Consider the following 14,971-nt stretch of genomic DNA (forward strand, 5'->3'; position numbering starts at 1 on the left):
CGGTGAACAGGAGAGCCACGTAATGCCGATCATCGAATCAAAGCTGAATCCGCGCTCGGACGACTTCCGCGCCAACGCGGCGGCGCTCGAAGCGCTGGTCGCCGACCTTCGCGCGAAAGTCGAGAAGCTCGCACTGGGCGGCGGTCAGGCCGCGCGCGACAAACACACGGGCCGCGGCAAACTGCTGCCGCGCGAGCGGATCGAGAAGCTGCTCGATCCGGGCACGCCGTTTCTGGAGTTCTCGCAACTCGCGGCCTACGGCATGTATCACAACGATGCGCCGGGCGCGGGCGTGATCACGGGTATCGGCCGGATCGCCGGGCAGGAGTGCGTGATCGTCTGTAACGATGCAACGGTCAAGGGCGGCACTTACTACCCCATCACCGTGAAAAAGCACGTGCGGGCGCAGGAAATCGCCGCGGAAAATCACTTGCCGTGCGTGTATCTGGTCGACTCGGGCGGCGCGAATCTGCCGAATCAGGACGACGTGTTTCCGGACCGCGATCACTTCGGCCGCATCTTCTTTAACCAGGCGAATCTGTCGGCGGCAGGCATTCCGCAAATCGCCGTGGTGATGGGTTCGTGCACCGCGGGCGGCGCGTATGTGCCGGCAATGAGCGACGAGTCGATCATCGTCAAGAATCAGGGGACGATTTTTCTCGGCGGCCCGCCTTTGGTGAAAGCCGCCACCGGTGAAGTGGTGAGCGCGGAAGACCTCGGCGGCGGCGACGTGCACACGCGTCTGTCCGGCGTGGTCGATCATCTCGCGCAGAACGACGCGCATGCGCTGGGGATTGCGCGCAGCATCGTCGGCAATCTGAATCGCAGCAAGCAGGTGCCGGTTGCGTTGCAGGAGCCGAAGCCGCCGCGCTACGACGTGAAGAGCATGTACGGCGTGATTCCCGTGGATACCCGCAAGCCGTTCGATATCCGCGAGGTGATCGCGCGGATCGTCGACGACTCCGCCTTCGACGAATTCAAGGCGCGCTACGGCACCACGCTCGTCACCGGTTTCGCGCATATCTGGGGACACCCGGTCGGCATCATCGCGAACAACGGCATTCTGTTTTCGGAGTCCGCGCTCAAGGGCGCGCACTTCATCGAGCTGTGCTGCCAGCGCAAGATTCCGCTCGTGTTCCTGCAGAACATCACCGGTTTCATGGTGGGCCGCAAATACGAAAACGAAGGCATCGCACGTAACGGCGCGAAGATGGTGACAGCCGTGGCCACGGCCAAGGTGCCGAAGTTCACGGTGATCATCGGCGGTTCGTTCGGCGCGGGCAATTACGGCATGTGCGGCCGCGCGTATTCGCCGCGCTTCCTGTGGATGTGGCCGAACGCGCGCATCTCGGTGATGGGCGGCGAACAGGCGGCGTCGGTGCTGGCCACGGTCAAGCGCGACGGCATCGAAGGCAAGGGCGGTTCGTGGAGCGCCGAAGAAGAAGAGGCGTTCAAGCAGCCCATCCGCGACCAATACGAACATCAGGGCCACCCGTACTACGCGAGCGCGCGTCTGTGGGACGACGGCGTGATCGACCCGGCGCAAACGCGCGACGTGCTCGGTCTCGGCTTGTCGGCCACGATGAATGCGCCGATCGAAGACACGCGGTTCGGCGTGTTCAGAATGTGACGATGCGCCAGGCAACGCAACCACGCGCAGGAGCAGCGACGATGCAATACGAAACACTGAATGTCGAATTCGCCGGAGCGATCGCGACGGTCACGCTGAATCGTCCGGACGTGCGCAACGCGTTCAACGAAACGATGATCGCCGAAGTGACCTCGGCCTTCACGGCGCTCGACGAGCGCGACGACGTGCGCGCGGTGGTGCTCGCCGCGAACGGCAAGGCGTTCTGCGCGGGCGCGGATCTGAACTGGATGAAGAAGATGGCCGGTTACTCGGACGACGAGAACCGCGCCGACGCCATGCTGCTGGCGAACATGCTGTCGTCTATCTATCGCTGCAACAAACCGGTGATCGCGCGCGTGAACGGCGACGCGTACGCAGGCGGCATGGGCTTGATCTCGGCATGCGACATCGTGGTGGCGGTCGAAAGCGCGCGCTTCTGCCTCTCGGAAGCTCGGCTCGGTCTGATACCGGCCACCATCGCGCCGTACGTGATTCGCGCGTTGGGCGAGCAGGCATCGCGCCGCTATTTCACGACCGCCGAGCAGTTCGATTGCGCGACGGCGTTGCGTCTCGGGCTCGTCAGCGAAGCGGTGAGCACGGAACAACTCGACGCCACCGTGCGGCAGATTGCCGATACGCTTTGCGCCAACGGTCCGCAAGCAGTGCGCGCGTGCAAGCAACTCGTGCAGGACATCGCGGGCCGCGAGTTGAACGACGCGATGATCGAGGACACGGCGGCGCGTATCGCACGTACGCGTGCCGGCGCGGAAGGCCGCGAAGGCGTCGCGTCGTTCCTCGAAAAACGCACGCCGGCCTGGCGCAACTGAAGCACCTATTCCAGGGCGCCGCCGCGCCTTGATCAGAACAACAGCCCCGAAAAAAACGGCTCACTTCATCGAGACACTTCATGTTCAACAAGATCCTGATTGCCAACCGGGGCGAGATTGCGTGCCGCGTCGCCGCGACCTGCAAGCGGCTCGGCATCGCGAGCGTGGCCGTCTATTCCGATGCGGACGCCAACGCGAAACACGTGGCCGCGTGCGATGAGGCGGTGCACATCGGCGGCTCGACGGCGGCGGAAAGCTATCTGCGCGTCGAACGGATTATCGAAGCCGCGCGCGCCACCGGCGCGCAGGCGGTGCATCCGGGCTACGGCTTTCTGTCGGAGAACGAGGACTTCGCGCATGCGTGCGAGGCGGCCGGCATCGTCTTCATCGGACCGCCGGTCGAAGCCATCGCGGCGATGGGTTCGAAGGCTGCCGCGAAGGCGCTGATGCATGCAGCCGCCGTGCCGCTCGTGCCGGGCTACCACGGCGACGATCAGGACGCGCAACTATTGCACCGCGAGGCGGACGCGATCGGTTATCCGGTGCTCCTGAAGGCGAGCGCGGGCGGCGGCGGCAAGGGCATGCGCGTGGTGGAACGCAGCGAGGATTTCGACGCGGCGCTGGCGTCGTGCAAGCGAGAAGCGGCAAGCAGCTTCGGCAATGATCGCGTGCTGATCGAAAAGTATCTGACGCGTCCGCGTCACGTGGAAGTGCAGGTGTTCGCGGATCGTCACGGCGGCGCAGTCTATCTGTTCGATCGCGATTGCTCCGTGCAGCGGCGTCACCAGAAGGTGCTGGAAGAAGCGCCGGCACCCGGATTGGCCGCTGAAATCAAGCGCGAAATGGGCGAGGCGGCGGTAGCGGCGGCGCGCGCGGTGAATTACGTCGGCGCGGGCACGGTCGAGTTCATCATGACCGGCACGGGCGACTTCTACTTCATGGAAATGAACACGCGCCTGCAGGTCGAACACCCGGTCACGGAGATGGTGACCGGCCAGGATCTGGTGGAATGGCAACTGCGCGTGGCCGCCGGCGAACCGCTGCCGCTCACGCAGGAACAGTTGAAGATCGACGGCCACGCGATCGAGGCGCGTATCTATGCCGAACATCCGGCGCGCGGCTTCCTGCCGTCGACCGGCACGCTCAAGCATCTGCGCATGCCGGAAGGCGTGGAGTTCACCCTCGACGCGGCCGGCTCGGGCGCGGCGGGCCTCGGCGAATCTGGACGCAAGGCGCCGGTACGTATCGACAGCGGCGTGCGTGAAGGCGACACCATCACACCGTTCTACGATCCGATGATCGCCAAGCTGATCGTGCACGGCGCGACGCGTGAAGAGGCGCTTGCGCGTATGAGCCGCGCGTTGCATGCCTGCGAGGTGGTCGGCCCGCATACCAACGTCGAGTTCCTGCAAAGCATCGTGGCGAGCGAGCCGTTTGCAACGGGCGATCTCGACACCGGTTTGATCGAACGTCATCACGACGCCCTGTTCGCGCCGCGCAAGAAACCGTTCAAGGAAGCGCTCGCGCTGGCTTGCGCGGCCTTGCTCAAGCGCGAAGGCGGCACGGCGCATGGCGCGTCGCCGTGGGATGCGCTGTCGCATTGGCGCCTGAATGGCGGCTACACGCAGACGCTCGGCTGGCGAGATATTGACAGTGGCAGCGCGGGTAACGACAACGAAAGCACCTTCACCGTCACGTTCGCGCGCGACGGCGGCACGCAAACGCTCGAACACGACGGCGTGCGCGAGGACTTCAGCTGGTCCGACGGCAGCGGCCTGCATGAATACCGCGCGACGATCGGCGATGCGCGCGCAACGGGCCGCGTGTTCGTCGATGGCGATACGTTCCATGTGTTCTGCCTCGGCGAAGCGCTGTCGTTCGAATGGCAGAACCTGCTTGCGCACGCCGCGGATGCCGAAGGCGGCGAAGGCCGCCTGACCGCGCCGATGCCGGGCAAGGTGATCGCGGTGCTGGTCGAGCCTGGCGCCGTGGTGGAGAAGGGCACGCCGCTGATCGTGATGGAAGCGATGAAGATGGAGCACACCATCGGTGCGCCGGCGGCCGGTACGGTGTCGGAGGTGCTGTATGCGGTCGGTGATCAGGTTGCCGATGGCGCGCAGCTTCTGGTGCTGGACGTGCAGCAGCAGTAATTCCGCGGCTCAGGCTTCAGGCCTCAGGCGAGGCGCGTATAGCCAACGGCGCGCGCCTCGTTTTCGAGTTGCTCGATGCGCTCGTAGTCCGAGGGCGGCAACACGGAAAAGCCCTGCAAACGCAGGCGTTTTGCGCGTTCGGGCTGGATCGCGAGCGCCTCGTTCAGCGCTTCGCGCAGTGCCTCGATCGTCGCCGAGGGCACCGTGTCCGAGGCGATCAAAGGCAGGCCCGGCGAGGGTGCTGTCATGCCGATCCGGCGAACCTGGCGGGCCAGTTCCGGCATTTCGTCGCACACGAAAGCGAAGGTCACGCAATCGATCGCGGCGACGTCCGCGCGATTTTCCGCCACCGCGCGCAACGAGCCGAGATGCGAGCCGGTTCGCAACACCGAGCTGAAGAACATGCCGGCGCGCGAGAACGGCGCCACCGCGTGGCGAAACACGTTCATGCCGCTATTCGAATCGTCCTGGTTGTAGGCGGCGCGCGCGCCGTGGCAGGCCGCGAGCGTATCGAACCGCGCGTCGGCACGCGTGACCAGCACGCTCGAGTAATGCGCGCCTTCGCAGCCGGGTGCGTCGAAGCGCGGCGTCGCGACCAGTTGAACCTGTTCCTGCAGACCATGCATGAACGGATAACCGCAGGTCTGCGAGATCAGCAGATTGGGACGCCGCCAGAAGCCGTGCAATTCCTCGTCCGGTTCGACGATGCGGCACGCGGGCTTCACCATGCGCAGCACGTCGGCGAGCCACTCGCGCCACTCGAGGTCGAGCGAGGCCGTGACGTTATACATTGGCAAGGCGGCGATCCAGGTCATGATGCGATTCTGGCATATCTGCTGTTTAATGTCTGACCATACGGAATTCGTCGAGGCCGAGACGCACCGGCTCCGTCGGTCTGAATGCCCATTTCTGCGCCGCGACCGAGAGGATCTCGAACTGCGCATCCTCGAATGCGACAAGCAGATCCTCCTTGCGCTTGCTCGCCGCGCCGCAAAAGGTTACGAGTGCGTCGGCGCTGACCTCGAAAATCTGCGCGCGATCGTCACAGCACACCCGGAACGCGACCGTCGCGCATTCCGTCACACAGGGCCTGAACCCTTCATCGACATAGACCGACATAGCCATCTCCCGCCAAAACACACGCCTGAGCCATCAGGATGACAAGCCGTAAGCTGTCGGTATGTGGGAAAACCGGCATTCGGTGTGAAATGGCCGCGACTTTACGGGCTGTGCGGAGCAGAAACCGAATACGTCCGCGGAAGCTTTTGTAATCGGCTCCCTCTTTGTCCCCGGTATTCGACCGTTTCGCGATGAAGCCGGCTGGCTACACTCGCTGCGGCGTTTCGCGTTGGCACAGGCCAATCAACACGGGAGGGGAACGATGATCCACAGCACTCGCTATAGCGGGCTTGCGCGCAGCCGCATCCGGCAACTTCTCATGGTGGCCGCGCTGGCGGGCGCCTGCGGTCTGCAAGGTTGCGCCACGTCGCTCGAAACGTTCGGGCTTGGCGCGGGCGTCGGGATTGTCGGCGCGTTCAGTCTGCTCGGCTGCGCGATCGGTTGCCGCTGACGGATAAACCAGACTTGGCCTGTCGATCAGCCCAGACTTTCACGCGTCGGGCGTCGCCAATGCCGCCGCGACTCGCTCGCGCAATGTCGGCAAAACGCTCGCATCGAACCACGGATTGCGTTTGAACCAGGCAATGTTGCGCGGCGACGGATGCGGCAGCGGCACAACTTGTGGGCCGAATTCGCGCCACCGCACGAGCGTGTCCGTCAAGGTCGGCCCGAATGCGTTGCCCAGTCCGAATCGCTGCGCGTATTGTCCGACCAGCAGCGTGAGCCGGACCGACGACATGTGCGCGAGCAACTCCTCGTGCCAGCGGGCGGCGCACTCGGGCCGCGGCGGCAAATCTCCGCTCGCGCCGCGGCCTGGAAAACAGAAGCCGATCGGCACGACGGCGAATTTCGACGTGTCATAGAAGGTGGAGTCGTCGACGTCGAGCCATGCGCGCAGCCGCGCACCGCTCGCGTCGCTCCACGGAACGCCGGACGCATGGACGCGCGCCCCCGGCGCCTGGCCGATGATCAGAATGCGCGCCTGCGCGGATGCCGCCAGCACCGGCCGCGGGGCGTGCGGCAGCACCGGCGAGCAGAGTGTGCAGGCGCGAATCTCGCGAAGAAGGATATCGAGCGACGTGGCTTGTGTGGTGACAGTCATGCAATCGTGCAATACAGCGGACGGGCAGTCGCTTCGCGTGCCGGCTCAGGCCGTGGTTGGAGCCGGATAGATTAGCGTGCCGTCGGGTTGAGGTTGCGCGCCCGGTGTCATCGTTGCAACGGTTGTGTGACGCGCGTCCATGATGTGCAGTACGGTTTCGCCGTGCAGCAGCAGGTAATCCGTGATGATACGCCTGTGACAGCGCCACCAGACCGCCTCCGCGCACATGATCGCGCAGCGGCGCCGGCGGCCGAGCGCGAGAAGCTGCGCGAGACCATCGCGGAAAGCGTCGCGCAGCGCATAGTCCGCGTAATTGCGGAACGCCGGATGAGTCCAGTACACATTGGGCGACGCTGCATCGTCTTTGCACCTGCTGCGGCGCCCACCCAGTTCTGCAAGATGCACGTAGTCGATATGTTCCGGCGCGAGCGCATCCGGCAGCGTGTCCTGATTGAACTGCGGATTGGTTCGTGAGCGAGGAATACTGCGCACATCGATCAGCGTCGCGATCTCCGCCTCCTTCAACAGACTCACGAATTCGGGCAACGGCCGGTTGGAATGACCAATCGTGAAAAAGGGGCGGCTCATCGGTGCCTTCCTGAAGCGCTTGCGTCCATTCCACGTTGTGTACAACGTGGGTTGCGAAAGGTCAACGTGCCGGCGCTAACGATCGCCATGTTCTCCACGGAGCAATCCGCAACTTGGAACTATACTGGGGCACCTGGAGGTTTCAATGGCCGAACAAGACAGACCGCATCCACTGCGTCCACTCCTGAAAAATTGGATTTGGGAGCATGGTCGAGTCGGTACTCGCTATCTGGATTGCGTCGATGGCGTGATCAAATTCGATGAAGGCAAGAAGTCGCATTTCGCCGCCGAAAAATATACCTACGTGCCCCTCGGCAAGGACGCTCAAGACGATGTGTCCGAGGAGGGTCCCGCGATCCAGGACGCGGGACTTGCCCGGTTTTTGCGGGCTGCGCAGTTAGGCAAGCCGGAGGAAGCCGGTTCTGTCGCGGAGGTTCAACGCGCAGTGCAGGATTGCGTTGAACTCGGCGTGTTCAGCGCCTATCAATGGGAGGCGCGAGAGGCATTTGCCCGCTATGCGCAGGAACCCATGTTCGACGACGAGATCCGCGCGGCGGTTGTCGACGACGTCCGGCGCAGGTACGCCCGCATGCCGGAACAGCTGGCGCTGTACGACTACAGCGTGCTTTACGGCTTGCCCGCACCGCTGCTTATCAGCGAGACGCCTTTTATCGACTGGCGCGTGAGCGCGAGTCCGGCACTTCCGTTCGTGTCGCTTCCGCTGGGACCTTACTGCCTGCTTGTCGGCGCGCCGTCGGGCAGACAAAGCCGGGTCGGCCCGGTGGTCTGGAAGGCTGCTGCCGCGATGGGCCCGTTGAAGGACCACAATCGCCGGCTCGCGGAGCGCGCACGTCTGTGGCTGGTGGCGACTACGGATGACCAGCTCGTTGCCGCACAGAGCCGGATTGTCGCGGCGATTGGGGCGAGAGAGGAGGATGGGAAGGGCTGATATCGTTCGAATGGCCGCTTCCGCGCCAACTTACCAAACCTATTCCGTCGGCCTCGACCCAAGCAAAAGTATATCGACCAGCCTCTTCGCGCTTTGCTGCCAGTCCGGCGCCGACGCGACATTCGAAACGCCGACGAGCGCGCGAAGCAGATCCAGTGGCTCGATGTCCGAGCGGACATCGCCGCTTGCGATGGCGTTCGTGACGAGCGAGTGAATCGCCTCCGTGATCTGCGCACCGGACGATTCGAATAGCTTCGTCGGTCCTCCGACGATTGAATTCAATGCCGGCGCGATGATCTTCTTCGTTGCAATGTAATCCACGAAGAGCAACATCCACGATCGCAGCGCATCGGCGGGAGGCAGCGAGTCGGACAGTCTGCGCTGCTCCTCGGCTAGCTTCGCCACCTCGGCGCGATAGACGCTCTCCAGCAACGCATCGCGCGTAGGGAAGTGGCGGTATAGCGTGCCTGCACCGACCCCCGCCTGGCGCGCGACGTCCTCCATGCTGATTTCGCCACCGGCGCGAGTGAACGCCGTTTTTGCCTCTTCAAGGATGCGCTCGCGATTGCGCTGCGCGTCGGCTCTGGGTTTTCGTTCTTTTGGCGTTGAATCGGTCATTTACACGTTGGGTCCTTGCAAACGGAGGGTGCCTCCGTTTAATATCGAAAAAAACGGAGGGAAGCTCCGTTTTATCCCGGACGGGGAATGACGTCAACCTTCATTGTGTTGGAGCAGCGGAAATGATTGAGAAATTTGGGGCAACTTCGACGACTGACAACGTGCTCGCAGGCGTCGATCTTCATGGCAAGCGAATTCTGGTGACTGGCGTGTCGGCGGGATTGGGCGTAGAGACGGCGCGGGCGCTGGCGGCGCGCGGTGCCGACGTGATCGGCGCGGCTAGAGATCTGGAAAAAGCAACCCAGGCAATCGCCGATGCGCGGCGGGAGGCCGCCGCGGCTGGCGGCAGCATCGAGCTGATTGCGCTCGACCTCGCGAGTCTCGAGAGCGTCAGGCATTGCGCGAACAGGTTGCGGGAGGAGGGGAAACCCATCGACGTCATCATCGCGAACGCGGGCGTGATGGCAACGCCCTTCGGCAAAACCGCGGACGGCTTCGAGACGCAGTTCGGCACGAACCATCTGGGGCATTTCGTGCTGGTGAACCGGTTGGCGTCGCTGATCCCATCGGGTGGTCGAGTCGTGATGCTCGCGTCGTCGGGTCATCGTTTCGCTGACGTGGATCTCGACGACCCGGGCTTCGAGCGAACACCTTACGATCCGTTCGTTGCGTACGGGCGCGCCAAGACGGCGAATATCCTCTTTGCGGTGGCCTTCGATCAGCGGCATCGAGCGCGCGGTGTTCGCGCCACCGCGGTTCATCCGGGTGGAATCCACACGGAACTCGCTCGTCACATGGACGAAGGCCAGATGACTGCGTTGCTCGAAGGTATCAACAAGCAGCTCGAGTCGGAGGGGAAGGCGCCGTTTCAGTTCAAGACCGTGCCACAAGGGGCGGCGACTTCCGTGTGGGCGGCGGTGGTGGCGGCAGCTGATGCCGTTGGCGGCAGATACTGCGAGAACTGCCATGTCAGCGAAACCGTTGCCGACGATGTTGTCATCACACCCGTCAGCGAAGGCGTCCGACAATATGCGCTTGACGCTGCGCACGCTGACGCGCTCTGGCGCAAGAGTGAAGAAATGGTGGGTGAATCGTTCTGACGCCAGGCCGTAGAGGCTTGTCGGCGTGTCTTTTTCATAACGTCTGCGGCAGTCTGAGAATCGAAGGCGCGCGGCCGCTTTGGCGCGCCGCGAACAGCGACTTGCAGATGCAGTGCGGAATTAGTTTGTTGAACCACGCTCGTGCTGGGGCGATGGTTCGCGCGACGCTGCGCTGCGACGGGCGGCCGCTTATCGCAAGGGCCGAATTGCGATCCCGGTTGAAACGGCGGCTGTCCAATCGCGGTGTAGTATCCCCACATGTCCACGCTATTGCGCGGCCTCGACGGTGCTGATCTGGCTTATCCATAACGAGGACGGCAGGCTGGTCAAAAGGTCTGCAAAGCCGTCCAACGGCAGCCAGGCTCGCGTTGGCCGTAACAGCGGCATTGGTGGGAAAAACCTCATGTCAATCGAGTGGAAGCGCCGCTTCAAGTTGTTCGTCCAGCGTTTCTGGCAGCCGACCAGCGCGTGCATGACCTGCATGCCGGGGAGCTGGGGCAACATCATGAGCCTTGCCCACTGGACGATTGCATTCCATACCGGTCTGCTCACCGGACTCTTTGCCGTGCTTCTGACCTTCACGCCCGCTGCGAAACTCTACGGCAATCGATACGGCAACGCGCTGATCGTCGGCTTGCTGACAGCATTGGGCGACACCTATGCACACGTGAGTCACTACCGCATCCCTTATGTCGAGCACATCGTCACGGGTGTTATTTCAGGTCTCTTGACGCTGGCTGCGTCATATCTCTTTGAAGACCGCGCGCGACGTCTTCGGGCGGCGTGGGCCAGGGTTTTCGGATGACCTATCGGTCGACTCTCTGGCCACCGGTCGAAGGTCCTTGAGCAAACTGCAAACCGGGCGTTTCCACGGCGATTATGTAGCAATGCTTGACGAAGAAAATTCCGATCGTTTCAGCGTGGACCTGCTGACGTATCGGAACGCGACGACAGCCCTTCGGCGCATCGCGGTCAGACCGCTCCCGCAAGGAGCCGCCGATCGACAACAACGCCCGGATCGCTGACAATCAAGACGGAAAAAACGACGACCTGAGAGACCATGGACCGCCCATGCTAACGACATCTCATAGATGCCTGCAGAGAGTGAAACTTTGGCTACTGGAGTTGCCGACGGCAAAGCTGATAGTGCTGGCGTTGGCGGGTACGTATCTGGCCATAATTCCGCTGCTAATTTGCGCTCCTTTTTTAACGCCTGGGCAGACGCTGGGCGGGCCCGACTTAGGAAAAGGCAACGTCTTCAAATTGATTGCGATAGGGTGCGTTGCGGCACCGCTCATCGAGACCACAATTCATCAGTGGGGATGTCTTCGGGTCCTGGGCAAACTCCGTTGCAAGACTGGCATCGCAATCTGTATTTCGGCTCTGATATTCGGCTTGAGTCATAGCTACAGTGCACCGTACGTTGTACTCGGCACGCTTGTGGGTGGCATTTTAGCGACGGTCTTCGCGATTGAGGATTCGCGCAAAGGTCATCCCTTTATCGCGACGCTTGCTGTGCATGCGTTGCGCAACGGAATAACGGCAGCAATCACGCTATTCGTTCTGTAAAGGCGGCGTTACTCTGCAATGCGCTTGAAACTGACGTAGTAATCGTCGGTGTAATAGCAGTCGGCTGTCTGCTTGCGTGGTCCACCACATATGATCCGGCGCTGCCCGCGATCCGTCGACCCAGGCGTGCGAACCGTGTATGTGTGGTAATAGCCGCGTGGATGCTGCGGCAGCAATGCCGCGCTGTTACGGAACACGACGCCGTCTTCCGAGAAAGGGAAGGGGCCGCCCGCCTTAATCAGCCGCAATGTTTCGGTTGCCTCCGCCGGCAACTGTGTCCTGGTGATGGTGCCGACTGCGCCGGACGCGACGGCTGTGCCGCTCGCGCTTGCCGCCGGCGGAGCCGACGCCTCGCTCGCGGATGCGCCCGACGCCTCGGTGGGGTTTTGCGATCCCCCCTTGCCGCATCCGCCGAGGATCGCGCTCAAGGCGACGATGCCGGAGAAAGCCCACGCTCTTTTCACGAAACGGGTCTCCTCTCGTTGACCGCAGTTCGACGACCAGAATAGAAGGTATCGCTAATGGCGGACCAAATCAATGTTCGGCGGCAGATAGCCGCTTTTTACACCGCAACCAGGGTGATGCACCAGTTATGAAACTGGTTGACGCAACGGATTTTGCCCCGGTGTTCGACGTCGCTTTTGAAGCACTGCTCGCGCCGTCTGGATGGCGATCGAAGGGCGCGAGCCGTCCACGGTCAATCTCGACGGCTGGCAGCGGGTTGTGCAACTAGCCGAAGACGAAGCGGGCCGCGGCGCCTCTGCCTTACGTGAAAACACGGATCTGTCTGGTCGGACATTTTGTGGTTTTCCCTTATTTCAAAGAATCCGTTTCGCGCTTCCCGAGGCGCTTTGCAAGTCGTTTATAGCGAATAAAGTCCGGGATTTTTTGTGTGCACTACCGCGCATACTTGGTGCAGCCTTATGCGTACTGTTGCGTCAGGGAAAGGACCAATACCGTTAATCGCACATTTCCCTCGTTCGAATCCGCTTACCTGAGCGGTCAAATAAAACCAGTGACGAGACGTGCCCATGAAACTCAAATATCAAGCGTCAGAGGGATTATCCGAACGTAACGACGAATTCGATCCCGGATCGATCATCGATACGTTGATTAATCACCGAAAAATGATCGCCGTTATAACAATGGCATTCATTCTGGTGGGCGCGCTGTACGCGTTTTGTGCGACGCCTATCTATCGAGCCAGTATTTCGATCAGGGTCGAGGACAATTCGCCGACCGCGCTGCCGGATTCGAAGGATCTGGTGCGCAATGCGTCGTCGTTGTTCCAGGAGAAGTCCTCGGCCGAAAGCGAAATGCAGATCCTGAGGTCGAAAGCCATCGCGATGCAGACGGTGGATTACCTCAAGCTCTACATCGAAGCCGAGCCGAAGCGCCTGCCTGTGCTCGGCGGCCTGATCGCGCGCCACACCGACACACGCATGACGCCCGGAATCTTCGGCTGGGGCGGCTTCGTCTGGGGTGACGAGTCGATCAGCGTGTCGACCTTCGAAGTGCCGAGGAAGCAGGAGGGCAACGCGTACACCGTCACCGCATTGACCGGCGGCCAGTACCAGTTGCGCGGGCCGGGACTGGAACAGCCGGTCACCGGACGCGTCGGCGTCGACGAGCAATTCGAAACCAGCCACGGGCCGGTCAATCTGCTCGTGAGCAAGATCGACGGCGAGAGCGGGGCGGAGTTCAAGCTCACGCGCCACTCGCGGCAGCAGGCCCTCGAGCAGCTGCAAAAGGGCCTTCAGATCGACGAGCAAGGCAACAAGTCGAATGTGCTGGGCGTCATGCTGGAAGGCCGCGATCCGGTTCTCGTCACCAACATCCTCAACGATATCGGTGCGGTGTATGTGCGCCAGAACGTGAACCAGAAGGGTGCCAACGCCGAGAAGTCGCTGAACTACCTGGAGCAGCAGTTGCCGGGCGCGAAGCGCCAGATGGAGCAGGCCGAAGAAGCCTACAACACCTATCGCAACAGTCACGGTCTTCTGGATGCGGACGAGGAAAGCCGGCTCATCCTGCGCCAGGCTACTGAAGCGGACTCGCGCCTCTATGACCTCAAGCGTCAGCGCCAGGACCTCACTGCTCACCTGACCGCCGAGCACCCGAGCGTGGTGGCGATCGATCAGCAGATCGCCAGCACCAACAAGTACGTCGAGAGTCTCGCGGCACGCGTCAAGTCCATGCCGACGGCGGAGCAAGGTGCGCTGCGTCTGATGCGGGACATGCGCATGAGCTCCGACATGTACGCGGCGTTGCGCAGCAACATCGACACGCTGCGGCTGGTCAAGGCCGGCCAGTCCGCTTCGGTGCAGTTGCTCGATACCGCGGACGTCCCCGAGCGCCCGGTCAAGCCGGCAAAAACGCTCGTGCTGCTGATTTCGGCAGTGCTGGGGCTGTTCGTCGCGATCGGGCTGGCCTTCCTGCGCGACTATCTGTTCAAGGGCGAGGCCGATCCTGAAGAGCTGGAATCGCGCACCGGCCTGACCGTGTACGCGACGATTCCGGTCAGCGATCAGCAGGAGCAACTGACGCAGAAAATGGCGATCCGCGGCCCGGAGAAACTGGCTCTGGCTTTCCGCTATCCGATGGACCCGGCTGTCGAAGCGCTGCGCACGATGCGGGCAGCACTGCAATTCGCGCTGAACGGCGAGCGCAACAACGTGGTGATGCTCGCGGGGCCGCTGCCGGGCATCGGCAAGTCGTTCCTGTCGGCGAATCTCGGCACCTTGCTCGCCTCGGGCGGCAAGCGTGTGCTGCTGGTGGACGGCGACTTGCGCCGCGGCCATCTGAACCAGTACTTCGGCTTGGAACGCGGCGCGGGGCTGGCCGATCTGATCACGGGTGAACGTTCGCTCGAAGATACCGTGCACAAAGAAGTTCTGCCGAATCTCGACGTCCTGCAGTGCGGAGAGTATCCGCACGACCCGGCCGAACTGCTGTTGAGCGCCAATTTCAGAGCAACCATTCGCGCCGCTTCGGAGCAGTACGACATCGTGCTGCTCGACGCGCCCGCCATTCTTGCCGTGTCGGACACGGTGACCATGGCGCCCGTCGCCGATTCGATCTTCATGGTCGCGCGTTTCGCCGATACGCGTGCCGGCGAGATCTCGGAATCGGTCAAACGTCTGGCGCAAACGGGTGCGAAAGTCGAAGGCATTCTGCTGAACGGATTCAAGGTGAGCCGCGCCAATTACGCTCAGTCGCGCCGGTACGGCGGCTACGCGTACGACGCTTACTACTCCGATTCGGTCACGAAATAACGCGCGTGGCCCTGGGCAAAGATTCGGTTCTGCTGAATCGCGCC

Annotated in this window: 15 protein-coding genes; 9 read left to right on the forward strand and 6 right to left on the reverse strand. The window is 62.5% G+C overall.

Translation table 11 applies throughout. The annotated features are described in order from the left end of the window. Positions 1–22: 22 nt before the first annotated feature. The 3 genes from B0G75_RS05315 (at position 23) to B0G75_RS05325 (ending at position 4,607) form a co-directional block, all read left to right on the forward strand. Positions 23–1,630, forward strand: a complete 1,608-nt coding sequence (locus B0G75_RS05315; protein ID WP_106301395.1) for a carboxyl transferase domain-containing protein — start codon at positions 23–25, stop codon at positions 1,628–1,630. 41 nt (positions 1,631–1,671) lie between these two features. After that, on the forward strand, positions 1,672–2,457 hold the full coding sequence (locus tag B0G75_RS05320) for an enoyl-CoA hydratase/isomerase family protein (RefSeq protein ID WP_106301398.1): 786 nt from the start codon (positions 1,672–1,674) through the stop codon (positions 2,455–2,457). Between the two features lie 80 nt (positions 2,458–2,537). Further along, on the forward strand, positions 2,538–4,607 hold the full coding sequence (locus B0G75_RS05325) for an acetyl/propionyl/methylcrotonyl-CoA carboxylase subunit alpha (protein WP_106301401.1): 2,070 nt from the start codon (positions 2,538–2,540) through the stop codon (positions 4,605–4,607). Between the two features lie 23 nt (positions 4,608–4,630). Here B0G75_RS05325 and B0G75_RS05330 read toward each other — a convergent pair whose 3' ends face one another. Both B0G75_RS05330 and B0G75_RS05335 read right to left on the reverse strand, forming a co-directional pair. Next, positions 4,631–5,422: a phosphate/phosphite/phosphonate ABC transporter substrate-binding protein gene (locus tag B0G75_RS05330; protein WP_106301404.1), complete on the reverse strand. Its 792-nt coding sequence runs from the start codon at positions 5,420–5,422 to the stop codon at positions 4,631–4,633. 25 nt (positions 5,423–5,447) lie between these two features. Further along, complete coding sequence (locus tag B0G75_RS05335; protein ID WP_012426572.1) at positions 5,448–5,726, reverse strand: DUF1488 family protein; 279 nt, start codon at positions 5,724–5,726, stop codon at positions 5,448–5,450. Between the two features lie 262 nt (positions 5,727–5,988). On the opposite strand from B0G75_RS05335, the gene B0G75_RS05340 reads away from it, so the two are divergent. Continuing rightward, the gene (locus B0G75_RS05340) at positions 5,989–6,177 is read left to right on the forward strand and encodes a hypothetical protein (protein ID WP_106301407.1); all 189 of its coding nucleotides are present in this window, start codon (positions 5,989–5,991) and stop codon (positions 6,175–6,177) included. 39 nt (positions 6,178–6,216) lie between these two features. Here the strand turns inward: B0G75_RS05340 and B0G75_RS05345 are convergent, their stop codons facing one another. Then, positions 6,217–6,828, reverse strand: coding sequence for a uracil-DNA glycosylase family protein (locus B0G75_RS05345; RefSeq protein WP_106301410.1), 612 nt, complete (start codon positions 6,826–6,828; stop codon positions 6,217–6,219). 45 nt (positions 6,829–6,873) lie between these two features. After that, positions 6,874–7,416: a DUF488 family protein gene (locus B0G75_RS05350; protein WP_106301413.1), complete on the reverse strand. Its 543-nt coding sequence runs from the start codon at positions 7,414–7,416 to the stop codon at positions 6,874–6,876. Positions 7,417–7,561: 145 nt separating this feature from the next. On the opposite strand from B0G75_RS05350, the gene B0G75_RS05355 reads away from it, so the two are divergent. Then, entirely contained in the window at positions 7,562–8,365 is an 804-nt protein-coding gene (locus B0G75_RS05355) for a hypothetical protein (RefSeq protein ID WP_106301416.1), read from the forward strand. Between the two features lie 39 nt (positions 8,366–8,404). On the opposite strand, the gene B0G75_RS05360 is transcribed toward B0G75_RS05355, so the two are convergent. Then, positions 8,405–8,983, reverse strand: coding sequence for a TetR/AcrR family transcriptional regulator (locus B0G75_RS05360; RefSeq protein WP_106301419.1), 579 nt, complete (start codon positions 8,981–8,983; stop codon positions 8,405–8,407). A 122-nt stretch (positions 8,984–9,105) separates the two neighbouring features. On the opposite strand from B0G75_RS05360, the gene B0G75_RS05365 reads away from it, so the two are divergent. The 3 genes from B0G75_RS05365 to B0G75_RS05375 all read left to right on the forward strand — a co-directional run bounded on the left by B0G75_RS05365 (position 9,106) and on the right by B0G75_RS05375 (position 11,652). Continuing rightward, entirely contained in the window at positions 9,106–10,083 is a 978-nt protein-coding gene (locus B0G75_RS05365) for an SDR family NAD(P)-dependent oxidoreductase (RefSeq protein WP_106301422.1), read from the forward strand. Between the two features lie 403 nt (positions 10,084–10,486). After that, on the forward strand, positions 10,487–10,888 hold the full coding sequence (locus tag B0G75_RS05370) for a hypothetical protein (protein ID WP_106301425.1): 402 nt from the start codon (positions 10,487–10,489) through the stop codon (positions 10,886–10,888). A gap of 266 nt (positions 10,889–11,154) precedes the next feature. Next, on the forward strand, positions 11,155–11,652 hold the full coding sequence (locus B0G75_RS05375) for a CPBP family intramembrane glutamic endopeptidase (protein WP_106301428.1): 498 nt from the start codon (positions 11,155–11,157) through the stop codon (positions 11,650–11,652). Between the two features lie 8 nt (positions 11,653–11,660). On the opposite strand, the gene B0G75_RS05380 is transcribed toward B0G75_RS05375, so the two are convergent. Then, positions 11,661–12,116: a ribonuclease gene (locus tag B0G75_RS05380; protein WP_106301431.1), complete on the reverse strand. Its 456-nt coding sequence runs from the start codon at positions 12,114–12,116 to the stop codon at positions 11,661–11,663. Between the two features lie 567 nt (positions 12,117–12,683). Here B0G75_RS05380 and B0G75_RS05385 point away from each other — a divergent pair. Continuing rightward, positions 12,684–14,927: a polysaccharide biosynthesis tyrosine autokinase gene (locus tag B0G75_RS05385; RefSeq protein ID WP_106301434.1), complete on the forward strand. Its 2,244-nt coding sequence runs from the start codon at positions 12,684–12,686 to the stop codon at positions 14,925–14,927. Positions 14,928–14,971: the final 44 nt, after the last annotated feature.

This window comes from Paraburkholderia sp. BL18I3N2 (genome assembly GCF_003001875.1).
In the GTDB taxonomy this organism is placed as follows: Bacteria; Pseudomonadota; Gammaproteobacteria; order Burkholderiales; family Burkholderiaceae; genus Paraburkholderia; species Paraburkholderia phytofirmans.